We start from the raw sequence: 15,139 nt of genomic DNA, 5'->3' as shown, positions 1-15,139 counted from the left end.
TCGAGATGGTGATGCCGGGCGACAACACGCAGTTCACGGTGGACCTGATCCAGCCCGTGGCGATGGAGCAGGGCCTTCGGTTCGCCATCCGCGAGGGTGGCCGGACGGTCGGCGCCGGCGTCGTCTCCAAGATCCTCGACTGAGTTTGATGTGGAGCCTCGCTGGCCTCGTGCCAGCGGTCTCCATCGTCCCTTCCGAACGACGCTCCCGCGTCATCGTAGATTGGACCGGCCGCCGGCGTCCTTCGGGGCGTCGGCGGTCCGCTAGACGGGCGTAGCTCAATTGGCAGAGCAGCGGTCTCCAAAACCGCAGGTTGCAGGTTCGAGTCCTGCCGCCCGTGCCCCGTTTCCGGCTTCCTCCGAACGAACCCGCCGCTCCGCGCGGCCCTGACATGGCGACAGAGACGCAGACAAAGGTCCCCGGCGGCGCCCTCGGCAACTACGTCGTCGAGGTCCGCAAGGAGATGCGCAAGGTCAACTGGCCCAAGCGCAAGGAGCTCATCAGCAACACCGTGCTCACGCTCGCGTCGTCGCTGGCGATCTCGATCTTCATCTTCGGGGCCGATCAGGTGATCAGCACGGCCCTTCGGTTCATCTACGGCAGCTAGGGCTCGTCCCAGTTTCCCGCATCTGCACGCTATGGCCCGCCCCCCGATCCGCAAGTGGTTCGTCCTCCGCACCTTCTCCGGTCACGAGAAGAAGGTCAAGGAATACCTGGAGAGTGAGGTCGAGCGGCTCGGCTACGACGACAAGCTGACCCAGGTCGTGATCCCGACGGAGACGGTCTTCGAGATGCGCGCGGGAAAGAAGAAGACCCGTGAGAAGACGTCCTTCCCGGGCTACATCCTGCTGGAGGCCATCGTCGACCCGTACCTCCGCGAGGTCATCAACGGGGCTCCGTCCACGATCGGCTTCCTGGGTGCCAACGGGGAGCCCGTCCCGCTCCGGCCGGACGAGGTGAACCGGATCCTGGGCATGATGGACGAGGACAAGGGTGAGACCATGGAGGTCCCCTTCAAGCAGGGCGACGCCGTCAAGGTGGTCGACGGCCCGTTCAACACGTTCACGGGCTTCGTCGAGGAGGTCTATGCCGACAAGATGAAGGTCCGCGTGATGGTGTCCATCTTCGGCCGCAAGACGCCGCTGGAGCTGGACTTCCTCCAGGTCGAGCACGAGGGCTAGCGCGCCCGGTCGAGGGCGCGTCCGGCGGTTCGAAACGAGTCGAAGAGAGCCTGTGACTGGCGCGCGCGCGCGCGGAAGCGATCCGCCTCGGCGGGGCGGCCGAGACCGTCGTAGAGCGCGACCAGCTCGAGGGCTTCTCCTTGGTCCGTCCAGGCATCGTAGGGCATGCGCACAGGGGGCGCGGGCATGGGCGTACGGGTGGCTCGGGAAGACGGGTCACCGATGCAGGCGAGAAGGGCAGCCTCGGCCTCGTCTTGGCGATTCTGGCGGCGCCGGAGCCGCCCAACCTGGCAGACGTAGAACTGCCAGTTGACGTACTGGCCGGAGGACGAGGGCAGTCGTGCCCAGAGCGAGTCGGCCCGGTGCAAGAGGGGGGCGGCCTCGGGGAGGCGGTCGAGATCGAGGAGGGCAGCGGCCTGTGTAGTCGCGAGCAAGAACAGGATGGTCTCCCGGTAGCGGAACCCGTCGTCGCCAGGCACGAAGCGAGCCTCGGCCACACGAGCGCCCTCGGCCGCGACAGCCTCTGCCCGATGGGGGAGTCCCAGCATCAGGTAGCGACCCGCGAGGTCGCGAGCGATGAAGGGGAAGTTGTTGCCCTCGTTGCGCTGGCGCAGCATGTCGAGCGCCCGCTGCATCGTCTGGGTGGATCGGTTCATGTCGTCCCGGTCGCTCGCGGCCGAGTAGTACAGCGCCTCCGCGATCTTGGGATGGGGCGCGACGTAGATCGACTCGCGCAGGGCGAGGGTGCGGTCGTGGTGCCGGACCGCTTCGTCGACCAGGCCGAGCGCGCCGTAGGTGTCGCCGAGGACGTGGTGGAGGTCGGCCAGCAGGTCCGGCTGGTCGGCGAAGTCGCGGTCGACGCGGGTGGCGGCCTCGTCGAGCACGGCACGGATGGGCGTCTCGGGGCCGGTGGCGACGCCGTCGTTGTACCACCGCTGGTTGGGCGCGCGCAGGATCTGTTCGAGGAAGCCCGCGACGGCCTCGGCGCGGTCGGCCTGGGCCTGCGCCTCGACGGCCGCGACCTGGGCCCGGTCGCGCTCCCGGTGCGCCTCGGCGCGTTGCCATAGCGACGCTCCCAGCCCGCCGACGACCGCCAGCGCCACCAGCGCCGTCGCCACGACGCCGGTGCGGTGGCGGCGGGCGAACCGGCCGACGCGGTAGCCGAGTGTGGTCGGGCGCGCCTCGACCGGGAGTCCCTCCAGGTGGCGGGTCAGGTCCGCCGCGAGCGCGTCTACGGACAGGTAGCGGCGCTCGGGGGCTGGGGCGAGGGCCTTGAGGCAGATCGTGTCGAGGTCGCCCTCGATCCGTCGTGCGTGGTTGCCCGCGACGCGGCTCGGGACGGAGGGGAGGCGGCCGGTCTCGGCGCTCGTACGGGGACGAACGCCGGTGAGCACCTCGTAGAGCAGCGCGCCGACGCCGTACACGTCGGTGGCGGTGGTCACATCGTCCCCGGCGACCTGCTCGGGGGCGGCATAGGCGGGCGTGTACAGGCTCTCGCCGGTGCGCGTGAGCGCGGGGTCGGCAGCGTCTCCCAGCAGCCGGGCGACGCCGAAGTCGAGGACGACCGCCCGCGGCCCCTCCGTGTCCTCGGTCACGACCACATTCGACGGCTTCAGGTCGCGGTGCAGCACCAGCCGCCCGTGGGCATAGCTGACGGCGGCGCAGACCTGGAGGAGGAGTCGAACGCGCGCCTCCACGCCAAGCCCGAGGCGGTCGGCGGCGGCGGGGAGGGGAAGCCCGTTCACCCATTCCATCTCTAGAAAGGGCGTCCCGGCGAGCGGCCCGTCGCCGACCACGCCGGCGTCGTAGAGGCGCGCGATGTGGGGGTGTTCGAGGCGAGCCAGGGCGCGGCGCTCTCGGTCGAACTGGCGGGCGACACCTCGCCCGGCGCGGCGCAGCACCTTCAGGGCCACCGTGCGCTGGACGCGGTCGTCGGCCCGCTCGGCGAGGTAGACGACGCCCGCGCCGCCCTCGCCCAGCAGCCCGGTCACGCGCCAGGGCCCGATCCGGTCAGGCAGGACGTCGGTCGCAGGGGGGGAAGCGACGGGTGAGGTGAGCGAGCCGGCGCGGTCGGCCGCCTCGGCGGCAGCGGTGAGGCGGCCCGCCTCGTACCGAAGCGTGGGGTCGAGAGCCCCGTCGGCATCCACGCAGGCGCGGTCCAGGAACGCGTCCCGGTCGGCGGGCTCGACCGCGAGCGCGTCGGGGACGAGGTCGGCGAGACGAAGCCAGCGGTCGGGGGTCATCGGGCGGGAGGGGCTCCCCTCTGTACCGGAAACGAGGCCCGCCGCGGACCACGCCGGGGCGTCAGGCCAGGACGGGGGCGTCGGCGAGCCGCTCGTAGAGCCAGGCGCGAGCCAGCGTCCAGCGGCGCTTGACGGTCATCGGCGAGGTGCCGAGCGCGTCGGCCGTCTCGGCGATGGTGAGCCCGGCGAAGTAACGGAGCTCGGTCACGCGGGCCGCCAGCGGGTCGATCCGCTCCAACTCGGCGAGTGCGTGGTCGACGCCCAGGACTTCCACAGGGTCGAGACTGGCGGAGAGCGCCTGCGTCGCGAGGCCGTCCAGCGACACGGGGCGGCCCGGCCCGCCGCGCTTGTCGGCGCACTGCGCACGGGCATAGTCCACGATCACGTCGCGCATGGCCCGCGAGGCGACGGCGAGGAAGTGGCCTGCGTCGGCATACGACGGGGCAGCCGTGCGGCCGTCGAGCTTGGCGTACGCCTCGTGGACGACGGCCGTCGTGTTGAGCGTGTCGGACGCGCCGAGGCGTCGGCGCTGGGCCTGGGCGACACGGCGCATCTCGTCGTACATCCGGCCCACAAGCTCGTCCAGCGCATCGGCGTCGCCGGTGCGGGTGCGGGTTAGGAGCAGAGCGTCGGGCGGAGTCACAGGCGTCCGGGATCGGCGAAACGTACGCAAGTCCCTGGAACTACGTAACGGAGGATGTGACGGGCGCATGGTCCAGTCCGCGCGCGGAATCCGGTTCAGGGGTAGGCCCCCTTTTCTCCCCGATGCCCCGTTCGCTCCTGCTCGCCGCGCTGGCGGTCGCCCTCGCCTTCCCGCTCGCCGCCCAGCCTGTTCTGGACGGCGTCATGCTCGGCCCGACCGGCCCGGCGCCGGCGGGCAACGCCATCTCGCTGTTCAACCCGGACGCCGCGGCGCTCCACCGGGTCGGTGTCACCATCAACACCTACCAGTCGCTCGGCTTGGGGACAGGGGGGGGGGCGGACACGCTCGGCACCTACGTCCGGCCCCAGAGTGGGTTTGGAATCCTGCATCACGCCTCGTACAACCCGGCCCTCTCCACGCAGGGCCGGCTGGCGTTTGTCGCCGACTGGTTCGGACCCGATCAGGGCGACGTGCAGGTGATGGCCGTGGACCGGGACGGGCGCAACATCACCGTGCTGACCGATCCGATTCGGCTGAGCTCCACGCTGGCCAGCGCCCGCGCCCGCCCCGACATCTCGCCGGACGGGCAGACGGTGCTCTACACCGTGGCTCAGTTCACCCCCGACACGTTGTGGACCGTCCCGTCGGACGGCAGCGCGGAGCCGACGGCGTTCCCCTTCGCGCCGCTCACGGCCTGCGAGCAGGGCGCCGCGCGGGCCTCGTTCAGCCCCGACGGCTCAGAGATCGCCTACCTCGGCTGGATGGAGGTGGGCACGGGGTCCGATGCCACGTGCGAACTGGCCCTCCGCGCCGTGTCCGTCGACGGCGCGACCGACCGCGTCGTGTTTGGCCCGCTCAACCGCGGGTTCGACGAGGACTGGTTTCCGACTGAGATCGCCCTCGACTGGAAGGCCGACCGCATTCTGTTCAGCTGGCCCACTCGTCGCGTGGGCGCTGGCAGTTCCCTCGCCCGGCGTGTGTCGGTCGTGAGCGTGACCTCGGGCGAGATTCTCCACGAGGTGTCCGAACTGGCCGACGTGAGCTACGACTCGTATCAGCTCTCGCCCGACGGTCGGTCGGTCGGCTACCTGAAGTACCAGCACCCCGGCAACCACTGGGTCGAGGTGCGCCGCCTGGCCAACGACGCCCTCGTGCTTGACCTCGAAGCGGTCTACCAGCACGGCGCGCGACCCTTCTTCGACTGGGCGGACGCGGAGCCGGTCCCGGAGCCGGCCCGGCTGTTGATCCAGCGCGACGTGATGCTGTGGTTCGGCCGTCGGGTCAATCTCGCGCCGCGCCTGCTCGATGCCGACGGGAACGTGATCTCGTACGTCGTAGACACCTGGAGCTACGAGCGCGGGGCAGTCCCGACGTCTGTTCCGAGTATCAACCACTTCACGAACCGGATCTGGGCGGCCCGTCCGGGCCCGGGGGTGGCGGGGAACGGGTTCCACAACCAGGTGTGCGCCCAGCAGGCGGGTCTGGAGACGTGCCGGACGCACAACGTGGTGAACACAGCCATTTTCGATTTCGAGGTGCTGGACGACGACATCGCCGAGCAGGGGCGCAACCCCGGTCGCATTCGCGCCTACCGCTATGGCCCTCATGATGAGACGGCGAGGCCGTTGCTCCAGACTTCGGGCACCCCGGTTCACTACCTCGACTACACGCTTTCGACGCCCCCCGGCTCGTACCGCTGGGGCGCCAGTTCAAACCTTGCCGACACGCTGCAGGTCCGTGAGATCACGCTGACGCCCATCGACGACGCGGTGGCCGAGGCGGAAATCGAACAAGGGGACATCAGGCTTTCGTGCACCAATTTCCCGACGGAGCTGAACGAAAACTGTCAGATCGCGTCGCCAGGCCAGGTCCCAGGTCTAGCGAATGGACTCGGCGTTTCCAATCAGGCCGGGCTCGGCTGGCGCTTCGAGATCCAGTCGAACGGGGCCGGGGCGGGCGTCGGCATCGCGAGCAGCCGCCCGCAGCGGGCCTCCAACCAGGCGCCCGCGACGCTCGTCGTGCTCGGCCAGGGCTTCGGCGACGACGCCGTCGCGACGCTCTCCGGCCCGAGCACGTTGACCGCGGACGTGACACGCGCGTTCGAGAACGGGGCCCGCCTGCGCGCCGCGTTCGACCTGGAAGGCGCGCCGCCCGGCACGTACGCCCTCACCGTCACCTCGGGCGGCGCGTCGTCAACGCTGCAAGGCGCGCTCGTGGTGGAGGCCGTCGAGCCGACGGTCCAGGTCTGGACCTCGATGATCAACAACTCGCTCCGCGTCGGCTTCCCGCGGACCTTGCGCGTGGTCTACGGCAACGACGGCAACTCCGACGCCGTGATGGTCCCGATCCGCGTTGCCTTCCCGTGGTCGACGGAGGTGACGGTCCAGAACGAGTTCTACAACCCGGTCCTCGAGAACGAGATCGACCAGGACTTGATCTGGATCCGCGAGACCATCCAGCCGGCCGAGATCTGCCCGCCCACGTCGCCCGCCGGTGCGCCCTGTCCCACGGTGACCCCGATGGACGCGCGCATCGCCGTGTTCTACATCCCGGTCATCCCGGCCGGATCGTCGGGCGAGCTGCTGCTGTCCGTCGCCGCGACGGCGCCCATGGCCAACGACAATTGGTCGGCGAGCGCCGGCCGGCCGCTCAACACGCTCGACTGGGACGCGCTGACGGGGGAGGGGCTCGTCCAGACCGGCGACTTCGCGGTCGTGTGCGACGCGTCGCGGAGTGAGGCGGCCGTCAATGAAGGGCTCGCGGCCTGCGTGTCGTGCCTGCAGGGGCTCTTCAGCGAACTGCTGCCCGACTCGTGCATCGGCGATGCGTTCAAGACCGCCATCGCGTTCGGCAACGCTGCGCTGGCCGCGACGACGGGGGAGGGCGCCGTGATTTCCGGCTACTCCCTGGGCGCGCAGTTGATCGAAACGGCCGTCTCCTGTGGGGCCATCGCCCTTCCGGGCGGTCAGGTGATCGCGGCGGGCTTCACCCTCTACGAGCTGTTTACGTCGATCAACAAGCTCGCCGGAATCGCCCAGCTGGCGAAGAACTGCTCCGACTGCTCCAGATACATCGTCAGCGACTGGCTCGGGCTGGCCCAGTTCTGGTCGTTCGACCCGAACGAGAAGACCGGGCACATCGGGATCAGGCCGGAGCGCTACGTGGCGTCGTTCGGACGCATCCCGTACGTCATCTCGTTCGAGAACCTGTCGACGGCGACCGCCTCGGCGGTGGAAGTGACCATCACCGACACGCTCGACGTGGCGACGCTGGACCTGTCGACGTTCTCGCTCGGCACCTTCGTCCTCCCGGACACGTCGTTCACCGCCCCGGCGGGCCTGGCGGCCTGGACGACGTACTGGGACCGGCGCCCGAGCGAGCCCTCGCTCGTCCGCCTCGACGCGGCGCTGGACGTGGAGACCGGCGTGGTGATGTGGCAGATGTCGGACCTCGACCCGACGGACTACACCTTGCGCACGTCGGCCGAGGCGGGCTTCCTGCCGCCCAACGGGGCCAATGGCGAAGGGGAGGGGAGCGTCACGTTCACCATCGCCGCGAAGCCGGGGCTGCCCGATGGCACGACGATTGGCAACCGGGCCGACATCCGGTTCGACCGCAACGAACTGATCGACACCGGGGTCTGGGCGAACACGCTCGACCTGTCGTCGCCGGTGAGCGCGGTCGTCTCCGCCGACCCCGGCGCGGCCGACACGCTGACCGTCGTCCGCTTCGAGGGCACCGACGGCGGGTCGGGCGTCGGGCGCTACGACCTGTTCGCACAGGCCAACGGCGGCCCGTTCGAGAAGGTGGCGACGGTGGAGGGGGGCGACGAGGTCGTCTTCCAGACGGTGCTCGGCACGACGTACGGCGTGTTCGCGCTGGCGACCGACCGCGTCGGCAACGCCGAGGCGCCGAAAACGGTCGCGGAGCTGACGTTCGTGGCGGGCCAGGTGGCCGCGGAGGGCGAGTCGTCGCTGCCGACGGAGCTGGCGCTAGCGTCGCCGTACCCCAACCCGACGCGCGGCCCGGTGGTGCTGCAGGTCGGCGTCCCGCAGGCCGGGGCCGTCCGCGTGACGGTGTACGACCTGCGGGGCCGCGAGGTGGCCGTCGTGGTGGACGGCCCCCTCGCCGCGGGGTGGCAGGCTCTCCGATGGGACGCGTCGGGGCTGGCGTCGGGCCTCTACGTCGTCCGCGCCGAGGGCGGCGGCCAGGAGGCCACGCAGCGGATCTCGGTGGTCCGGTGAGGCGCGGGGCCCTCGGCAGGGGAGTCCCTGCCGAGGGCGTCCGTAGGGACACGGCGGACGTGGGGTGAAACGCGGGCGAAGCCTGCCGAGAGGGCGTTTTTTAGATCGGGGCGCCGGTACCTTCTCGATCCGCTACGCCCCGGCGTAGTCTCACTTGCGCGGGAGCCGGAGACCCCGGCGTTTGCACCGCACCCCGATATGGCAAAGAAAATCGACGGCTACATCAAGCTGCAGATCAAGGCCGGGCAGGCATCGCCCGCGCCGCCGATCGGCCCGGCGCTCGGCCAGAAGGGCGTCAACATCATGGAGTTCTGCAAGGCGTTCAACGCCGCGACGCAGGAGAAGATGGGCCTCGTGATCCCGGTGGTCATCACGGTCTACGGCGACAAGAGCTTCACGTTCGTCACCAAGAGCCCCCCGGCGGCCGTGCTGCTGAAGATGGCGGCCAAGGTCCAGAAGGGCGCCGGCGACCCGCTCCGCGAGAAGGTCGGCAAGGTGACCTGGGATCAGTGCCGGGACATCGCCCAGCAGAAGATCGAGGACCTCAACGCGACCGACCTCGACAACGCCGCCCGCATGATCGCGGGCACGGCCCGCTCGATGGGCCTCACGGTCACGGGCGCTCCGATCGTCGACTAGTCACGGCTTCGGGGTTCGGAGGTCGATCCGACGGACTCTGAGCGCTGAACTCACAAGCGGGAGCCAGCCGACGCTGGCGTTCGCACCGCACATCCAAGAAACCCATGGCAAAGAAAGGCAAGCGTTACCGCCAGGCCGCCGAGCTCGTCGCTGCGGCGACCGAGGAGGCCGGAGGCGCGCTCTCGCTCGACACCGCCGCCGAGCTGGTCAAGAAGACCAGCGGCGCCAAGTTCGAGGAGTCCGTCGATATCGACGTCCGTCTCGGCGTCGACCCCCGCCACGCCGACCAGATGGTCCGCGGCTCGGTCGCGCTCCCGCACGGCACCGGCAAGACCGTCCGCGTGCTGGTCCTGACCAACGAGGGCAAGCAGGCCGAGGCCCGTGACGCGGGCGCCGACATGGTCGGCCTCGACGACTTCGTCGACAAGATCCAGAACGAGGGCTTCACCGACTTCGACGTGCTGATCGCGTCGCCGGACGTGATGCCGCAGGTCGGCCGTCTCGGCCGCGTGCTCGGCCCCCGTGGCCTGATGCCGAACCCCAAGTCGGGCACGGTCACGAACGACCTCGCCGACGCCGTCGAGGCGGTCAAGGCGGGCCGGATCGACTTCCGCGTCGACAAGGCGGGCATCATCCACACGTCCATCGGCAATGTGTCCTTCTCGCAGAACCAGATCCGCGACAACGCGGACGCCTTCCTGAAGGAGATCGTCCGTTTGCGTCCCGCCGCGGCCAAGGGCCTCTACGTCAAGAGCGTCACGCTCTCGACCACGATGGGTCCGGCCGTCCCGGTCGACCGCGCCGCCGTCATCTCCACCGCCCGCTAGGTCTGTTGGATCGTGGGACGGGCGACGCTGAAGGGATTCCTTCGGCATGGCCGTTCAGCTTTCCACTCTCCAACGTTCAACGCCACACGACATGCCGCTCACTAAAGCGCAGAAGCAGGAGGCCCTCGGGGCCATCGAGGAGACCCTCGATGGTGCCAACACGGTCTACCTCACCGACTACCAGGGCCTGACGGTCGAGCAGGCCACGGGCCTCCGCCGCGCCTTCCGCGAGGCCGACGTCCAGTACAAGGTCCTCAAGAACACCCTCCTCCGTCGCGCGATGGAGAAGCGGGGGGGCTTCGACGAGCTGTTCGACGAGCTCAACGGCCCGACGGCCGTCGCGTTCACGAACGACCCGGCCGGCCCGGCCAAGGTGCTCAAGAAGTTCCTGGAGGACAACAACCTCGAGGTGCCCCGCTTCAAGGGCGCCTACATCGACGGCGCCATCTACAGCGGCGGCTCGCTCGACGAGCTGGCCAAGCTGAAGAGCAAGGACGAGCTCCTCGGCGACATCCTGGGCCTCCTCATGGCGCCCATCACCAACGTCGCGTCGGCCCTCGGCGCGCAGGGCTCTGGCCTCGCCAGCGTCATCCAGCAGATCTCCGAGAAGGAGGAGGCCTAGGCCTTCGGGCCGGTTCCGGCCCTGCTGACTCCGCCCGCCTCGGCACGCTGCCGGGACGGACACCCTCATCCATAATCAGCGACGCAGCCCGACCGGGCCGAGACCGTCGCAGGAACACCCCACACCCATGGCAGACATCAACGCAATCGCCGAAAGCCTCGTCAACCTCACCATCAAGGAGGCCAACGAGCTGCTGACGGTCCTCAAGGACGAGTACGGCATCGAGCCGGCCGCCGCCGCCGCCGTCGTGGCGGGCCCCGCCGCCGCCGCTGGCGCCGAGGCGGAGGAGCAGACCGAGTTCGACGTGATCCTCGCCGGCATCGGCGGCAACAAGATCGCCGTCATCAAGGAGGTCCGCGGCATCACGGGCCTGGGCCTCAAGGAGGCCAAGGAGCTCGTCGACAACGCGCCGTCCCCGATCAAGGAGGGCGTCTCGAAGGACGAGGCGACCGAGATCCAGGGCAAGCTCGAGGGCGCCGGCGCCTCGGTCGAGCTCAAGTAAGTCCGCGCGGGCGGCTCGCGTCGCCCGCGTCGTCGCGTCTCGCCCGCTCTCCCCGGCACTGCCGTGTGGAGGGCGGGCGTTCGCGGCATCCGGCCCCATCCGTTTTCGGACGGGCCGACCTGCGCGCCGAGGCCTCCTCGGTCCCGCACACGAATCGAACGGAACACTGAGTTCCGCCGCCCGGTTCAGTCCGGTGGTCCCGCCACGTGCGGGGCCCTGGATGCCCGCGTCGGCCGAGTCATCGGTCGGCGCCGCCCGGCGGCTCCCCGTGAGCCGCGGCCGGGCCCTCTCGCATCAGCGGTCATCACACCCCAGGGGTACGCCTTGAGCAACAGCAAGAGCGCGGCGCGACCGGCGCCCAGCGGCGAAAGCACTCGCCAGTCCTTCGCAGACATCGCGCCGGTCCTCGACTTTCCGGACTTCCTCCAGATCCAGCTCCAGTCCTACCACGACTTCCTCCAGGCGGAGCTGGTCCCGGAGGAGCGTGACGAGAAGAAGGGGCTGGAAGCCACTTTCCGGGAGCACTTCCCGATCACGGACACTCGCGAGCGCTACACGCTCGAGTACCTCCACTTCACGCTGGAGGCGCCCAAGCACTCCATCGAGGAGTGCCTCGCGCAGGGCCTGACGTTCGCCCTCCCGCTCAAGGCCAAGCTGCGCCTGAGCGCCAAGGAGGACGAGGACGAGGACGAGCCCGAAGAGGCGATCCAGCAGGACGTCTACCTCGGCAACCTTCCGGTCATGACCGAGAAGGGGACGTTCGTCGTCAACGGCGCCGAGCGCGTCATCGTCAGCCAGCTGCACCGCAGCCCGGGCGTCTTCTTCTCCCAGTCGGTCCACCCCAACGGGACGGACCTGTACAGCGCCCGCGTGATCCCCTTCCGGGGCTCGTGGATCGAGTTCTCGACCGACGTCGCGAACGTGATGTGGGCGTACATCGACCGGAAGAAGAAGCTGCCCGTCACGGCGCTGCTCCGCTGCCTGGGCTACTCGTCGGACGCTGAGATCGTCAACCTGTTCGACCTCGCCGACGAGGAGAAGGTGACGACCAAGAAGGCGTTCTCGAAGCTCGTCGGCCGCGTGCTGGCCGCCACGGTCACCGTGGAGGTGAAGCACGAGGTGATCGACGAGGACACCGGAGAGGTGCTTCAGGAGACTTCCGAGCGCGAGGTCATCCTCCCGGCCGAGCATGAGCTCACCGAGGACGACTACGGCATCCTCAAGGACGCCAACGTCGAGACGGTCATCGTGCGCCGCGAGGTGGACGAGGACGACAACACGTCGCTCGACATGTCGACGCTCCTCAACACGATCAAGAAGGACACGACGCACTCGTCGGACGAGGCGCTCAAGCACCTCTACGAGACGCTCCGCAGCGCCGAGGCGCCCGATGTGGACGCCGCCCGTGCGCTCCTCGACCGCCTCTTCTTCTCCGACAAGCGCTACGACCTCGGCGCCGTCGGCCGGTACCGCATGAACAAGCGGCTCGGCCTGTCCGGCGAGGACACGTCGGTGACGCTCTCGAAGGAGGACATCGTCGCGATCATCACCGAGCTGGTCAAGCTCCAGAACGGCAAGTCGAACGTCGACGACATCGACCACCTCGGCAACCGCCGCGTGCGGACCGTCGGCGAGCAGCTCCAGAGCCAGTTCTCGCTCGGCCTCGCCCGCATGGCGCGGACGATCAAGGAGCGGATGAACCTCCGCGACGCGGACAAATTCACGCCCCAGGACCTCGTCAACGCGCGGACCGTCTCGTCGGTGATCAACACCTTCTTCGGGACGAACCAGCTGTCGCAGTTCATGGACCAGACCAACCCGCTCGCGGAGCTGACGCACAAGCGTCGGATGTCCGCGCTCGGGCCGGGTGGTCTGACCCGTGAGCGCGCCGGCTTCGAGGTCCGCGACGTGCACTACACGCACTACGGCCGTCTCTGCCCGATCGAGACGCCGGAAGGCCCGAACATCGGCCTCATCTCGTCGCTGTGCACCCACGGCGTCGTGAACCAGTTCGGCTTCATCGAGACGCCGTACCGGAAGGTCAAGAACGGCAAGGTGACCAAGCAGATCGAATACCTCTCCGCCGAGGACGAGGACCGCTACACGATCGCGCAGGCCAACGCGCCGCTCAACGAGGACGGCACCTACGCCAACGAGCTGATCCGCGCCCGCATCGGCGGCGACGTGCCGCTGGTGACGGCGGACCAGATCGACTACATGGACGTGGCGCCGAACCAGATCATCTCGCCCGCGGCGAGCCTGATCCCGTTCCTGGAGCACGATGACGCCAACCGCGCGCTCATGGGCTCGAACATGCAGCGCCAGGCCGTGCCCCTTCTCCAGCCGTCCGCGCCGTACGTCGGCACGGGTCTAGAGGGCCGCATCGCCCGTGACAGCCGCGCTATCCTCGTCGCCGAGGGCGACGGCGTGGTCGAGTACGTCGACGCGACCAAGATCACCGTCCGCTACGACGAGACGCCCGAGGACGCCGACGCGGCGTTCGAAGAGCCCGTCCGCACGTACTCGCTGATCAAGTTCCGCCGGACCAACCAGGACACCAACGTCACCCAGAAGCCCCGCGTCGCGGTCGGCATGAAGGTGAAGAAGGGCGACCTGCTGGCCGACGGCGCCTCCACGGAGCGTGGCGAGCTGGCGCTCGGCAAGAACGTCCTCGTGGCGTTCATGCCCTGGAAGGGGTACAACTTCGAGGACGCCATCGTCATCTCGGAGAAGGTGGTCAAGCAGGACATCTTCACCTCGGTCCACATCGAGGAGTTCGACCACCAAGTCCGCGACACGAAGCGCGGCGAGGAGGAGCTCACCCGTGAGATCCCGAACGTCTCCGAGGAGGCCACCAAGGACCTCGACGAGCGCGGCATCGTCCGCGTCGGCGCCGAGATCAACCCGGGCGACATCATCGTCGGCAAGATCACGCCGAAGGGCGAGACCGACCCGACGCCGGAGGAGAAGCTGCTCCGCGCCATCTTCGGCGACAAGGCCGGTGACGTGAAGGACGCGTCGCTGAAGGCCAAGCCGGGCATGAACGGCGTCGTGATCGACACGATGCTCTTCTCGCGCCGCAAGACCGACGCCATCACCAAGAAGGCGGAGGAGAAGCGGCTGGAGGAGATCCAGCGCCAGCTCGGCCGCGAGGTCGAGGCGCTGCAGCAGTCGTTCTACGAGCGGTTCTTCCAGCTCATCGGCGCCAAGAAGGCGGGCTCGGCCATCGAGCTCCGCGATGGCACCGTCGTGGTCTCGGAGGGCGGCAAGCTCAACAAGACCGCGTTCAAGGAGATCGAGCCGGCGGATCTCAAGATCCGCCAGGCTTACACCAACGACGACGAGACCAACCGTCAGGCGTGGAAGCTGCTCGCCAACTACCAGCGTCGCCACCAGGAGGTGACCGGCGCGGCCGAGCAGGAGGAGTACCGGATCCAGATGGGCGACGAACTGCCCCCGGGCATCGTCCAACTGGCCAAGGTCTACGTGGCCAAGAAGCGCAAGCTGCAGGTCGGCGACAAGATGGCCGGCCGCCACGGCAACAAGGGCGTGGTCGCGAAGATCGTGCCCGAGGAGGACATGCCGTTCCTCGAGGACGGCACGCCGGTCGACATCTGCCTCAACCCGCTGGGCGTCCCGTCCCGCATGAACCTGGGGCAGATCTTCGAGACGCTCCTCGGCTGGGCGGGCGACAAGCTCGGCGAGACCTACGCCACGCCGGCCTTCGACGGTGCGTCGATGGACGACATCGCCGCCAAGCTGCGCGAGGCGGGCCTCCCCGAGGACGGCCGCGTGCAGCTCTTCGACGGCCAGACCGGCAAGGCCTTCGACCAGAAGACGACGGTCGGGCAGATCTACATGCTCAAGCTGTCGCACCTCGTCGACGACAAGATCCACGCCCGGTCCATCGGGCCCTACAGCCTCATCACGCAGCAGCCGCTCGGCGGCAAGGCCCAGTTCGGCGGCCAGCGCTTCGGCGAGATGGAGGTGTGGGCGCTCTACGCCTACGGCGCCTCGAACGTCCTCCGGGAGCTCCTGACCGTCAAGTCCGACGACGTGCAGGGCCGCTCGAAGGCCTACGAGGCCATCGTCAAGGGCGACAACCTCCCCGAGCCGAACGTGCCCGAGTCGTTCAACGTCCTGCTCCGCGAGATGCAGGGCCTCGGCCTCGAAGTGAAAATCGACTAGGGGCCTGCCGACGCGCGTGCCGAGGGGGGCCACCCCGCCTCGGCATCGCG

The 15,139-nt window shown here is 69.2% G+C and carries 10 protein-coding genes, 1 tRNA gene and 1 pseudogene; 10 read left to right on the top strand and 2 right to left on the bottom strand.

Annotated features, from left to right (window positions below; all coding sequences use genetic code 11):
* The 4 genes and pseudogenes from tuf to nusG form a co-directional block, all read left to right on the top strand.
* A pseudogene (gene tuf / locus B1759_RS01825) lies at positions 1-143 on the top strand (elongation factor Tu); the annotation flags it as partial.
* Positions 144-267: 124 nt separating this feature from the next.
* Positions 268-340, top strand: a tRNA-Trp gene (locus tag B1759_RS01820).
* Positions 341-391: 51 nt separating this feature from the next.
* Positions 392-607, top strand: a complete 216-nt coding sequence (secE, locus tag B1759_RS01815; protein WP_095513320.1) for a preprotein translocase subunit SecE — start codon at positions 392-394, stop codon at positions 605-607.
* Positions 608-638: 31 nt separating this feature from the next.
* Complete coding sequence (gene nusG / locus B1759_RS01810) at positions 639-1,181, top strand: transcription termination/antitermination protein NusG (RefSeq protein WP_095513319.1); 543 nt, start codon at positions 639-641, stop codon at positions 1,179-1,181.
* On the opposite strand, the gene B1759_RS01805 is transcribed toward nusG, so the two are convergent.
* Positions 1,178-3,424 (bottom strand): serine/threonine-protein kinase, encoded by a 2,247-nt coding sequence (locus tag B1759_RS01805; protein WP_095513318.1) that lies wholly within the window; start codon positions 3,422-3,424, stop codon positions 1,178-1,180. The genes nusG and B1759_RS01805 overlap by 4 nt on opposite strands.
* Positions 3,425-3,485: 61 nt before the next feature.
* On the bottom strand, positions 3,486-4,067 hold the full coding sequence (locus B1759_RS01800; protein WP_158225067.1) for an ECF-type sigma factor: 582 nt from the start codon (positions 4,065-4,067) through the stop codon (positions 3,486-3,488).
* Positions 4,068-4,189: 122 nt separating this feature from the next.
* On the opposite strand from B1759_RS01800, the gene B1759_RS01795 reads away from it, so the two are divergent.
* From B1759_RS01795 to rpoB, 6 genes are all read left to right on the top strand, one after another.
* Positions 4,190-8,311, top strand: a complete 4,122-nt coding sequence (locus B1759_RS01795; protein WP_095513316.1) for a T9SS type A sorting domain-containing protein — start codon at positions 4,190-4,192, stop codon at positions 8,309-8,311.
* A 198-nt stretch (positions 8,312-8,509) separates the two neighbouring features.
* Positions 8,510-8,950 carry a 50S ribosomal protein L11 gene (rplK, locus tag B1759_RS01790; RefSeq protein ID WP_095513315.1) on the top strand — a complete coding sequence of 147 codons (441 nt, stop codon included), beginning with the start codon at positions 8,510-8,512 and terminating at the stop codon, positions 8,948-8,950.
* Between the two features lie 104 nt (positions 8,951-9,054).
* Positions 9,055-9,777, top strand: coding sequence for a 50S ribosomal protein L1 (gene rplA, locus B1759_RS01785; protein WP_095513314.1), 723 nt, complete (start codon positions 9,055-9,057; stop codon positions 9,775-9,777).
* A 91-nt stretch (positions 9,778-9,868) separates the two neighbouring features.
* A complete protein-coding gene (gene rplJ / locus B1759_RS01780; protein ID WP_095513313.1) occupies positions 9,869-10,399 on the top strand; it encodes a 50S ribosomal protein L10 in 531 nt (176 codons plus the stop codon).
* A gap of 127 nt (positions 10,400-10,526) precedes the next feature.
* Positions 10,527-10,901, top strand: coding sequence for a 50S ribosomal protein L7/L12 (rplL, locus tag B1759_RS01775; protein WP_095513312.1), 375 nt, complete (start codon positions 10,527-10,529; stop codon positions 10,899-10,901).
* 324 nt (positions 10,902-11,225) lie between these two features.
* Positions 11,226-15,089 (top strand): DNA-directed RNA polymerase subunit beta, encoded by a 3,864-nt coding sequence (rpoB, locus tag B1759_RS01770; RefSeq protein WP_095513311.1) that lies wholly within the window; start codon positions 11,226-11,228, stop codon positions 15,087-15,089.
* Positions 15,090-15,139: the final 50 nt, after the last annotated feature.

The organism is Rubrivirga sp. SAORIC476, assembly GCF_002283555.1.
Classification (GTDB): domain Bacteria; phylum Bacteroidota; class Rhodothermia; order Rhodothermales; family Rubricoccaceae; genus Rubrivirga.
The sequence above is the reverse complement of the archived record's forward strand: the minus strand, read 5'-3'. Positions and strand labels throughout refer to the sequence as shown.

Excerpts from the sequence above, each read along its gene's own strand:
- secE (WP_095513320.1), top strand. The coding sequence starts at position 392 with ATGGCGACAGAGACGCAGACAAAGGTCCCCGGCGGCGCCCTCGGCAAC.
- nusG (WP_095513319.1), top strand. The coding sequence starts at position 639 with ATGGCCCGCCCCCCGATCCGCAAGTGGTTCGTCCTCCGCACCTTCTCC.
- B1759_RS01805 (WP_095513318.1), bottom strand. The coding sequence starts at position 3,424 with ATGACCCCCGACCGCTGGCTTCGTCTCGCCGACCTCGTCCCCGACGCG.
- B1759_RS01795 (WP_095513316.1), top strand. The coding sequence starts at position 4,190 with ATGCCCCGTTCGCTCCTGCTCGCCGCGCTGGCGGTCGCCCTCGCCTTC.
- rplK (WP_095513315.1), top strand. The coding sequence starts at position 8,510 with ATGGCAAAGAAAATCGACGGCTACATCAAGCTGCAGATCAAGGCCGGG.
- rplA (WP_095513314.1), top strand. The coding sequence starts at position 9,055 with ATGGCAAAGAAAGGCAAGCGTTACCGCCAGGCCGCCGAGCTCGTCGCT.
- rplJ (WP_095513313.1), top strand. The coding sequence starts at position 9,869 with ATGCCGCTCACTAAAGCGCAGAAGCAGGAGGCCCTCGGGGCCATCGAG.
- rplL (WP_095513312.1), top strand. The coding sequence starts at position 10,527 with ATGGCAGACATCAACGCAATCGCCGAAAGCCTCGTCAACCTCACCATC.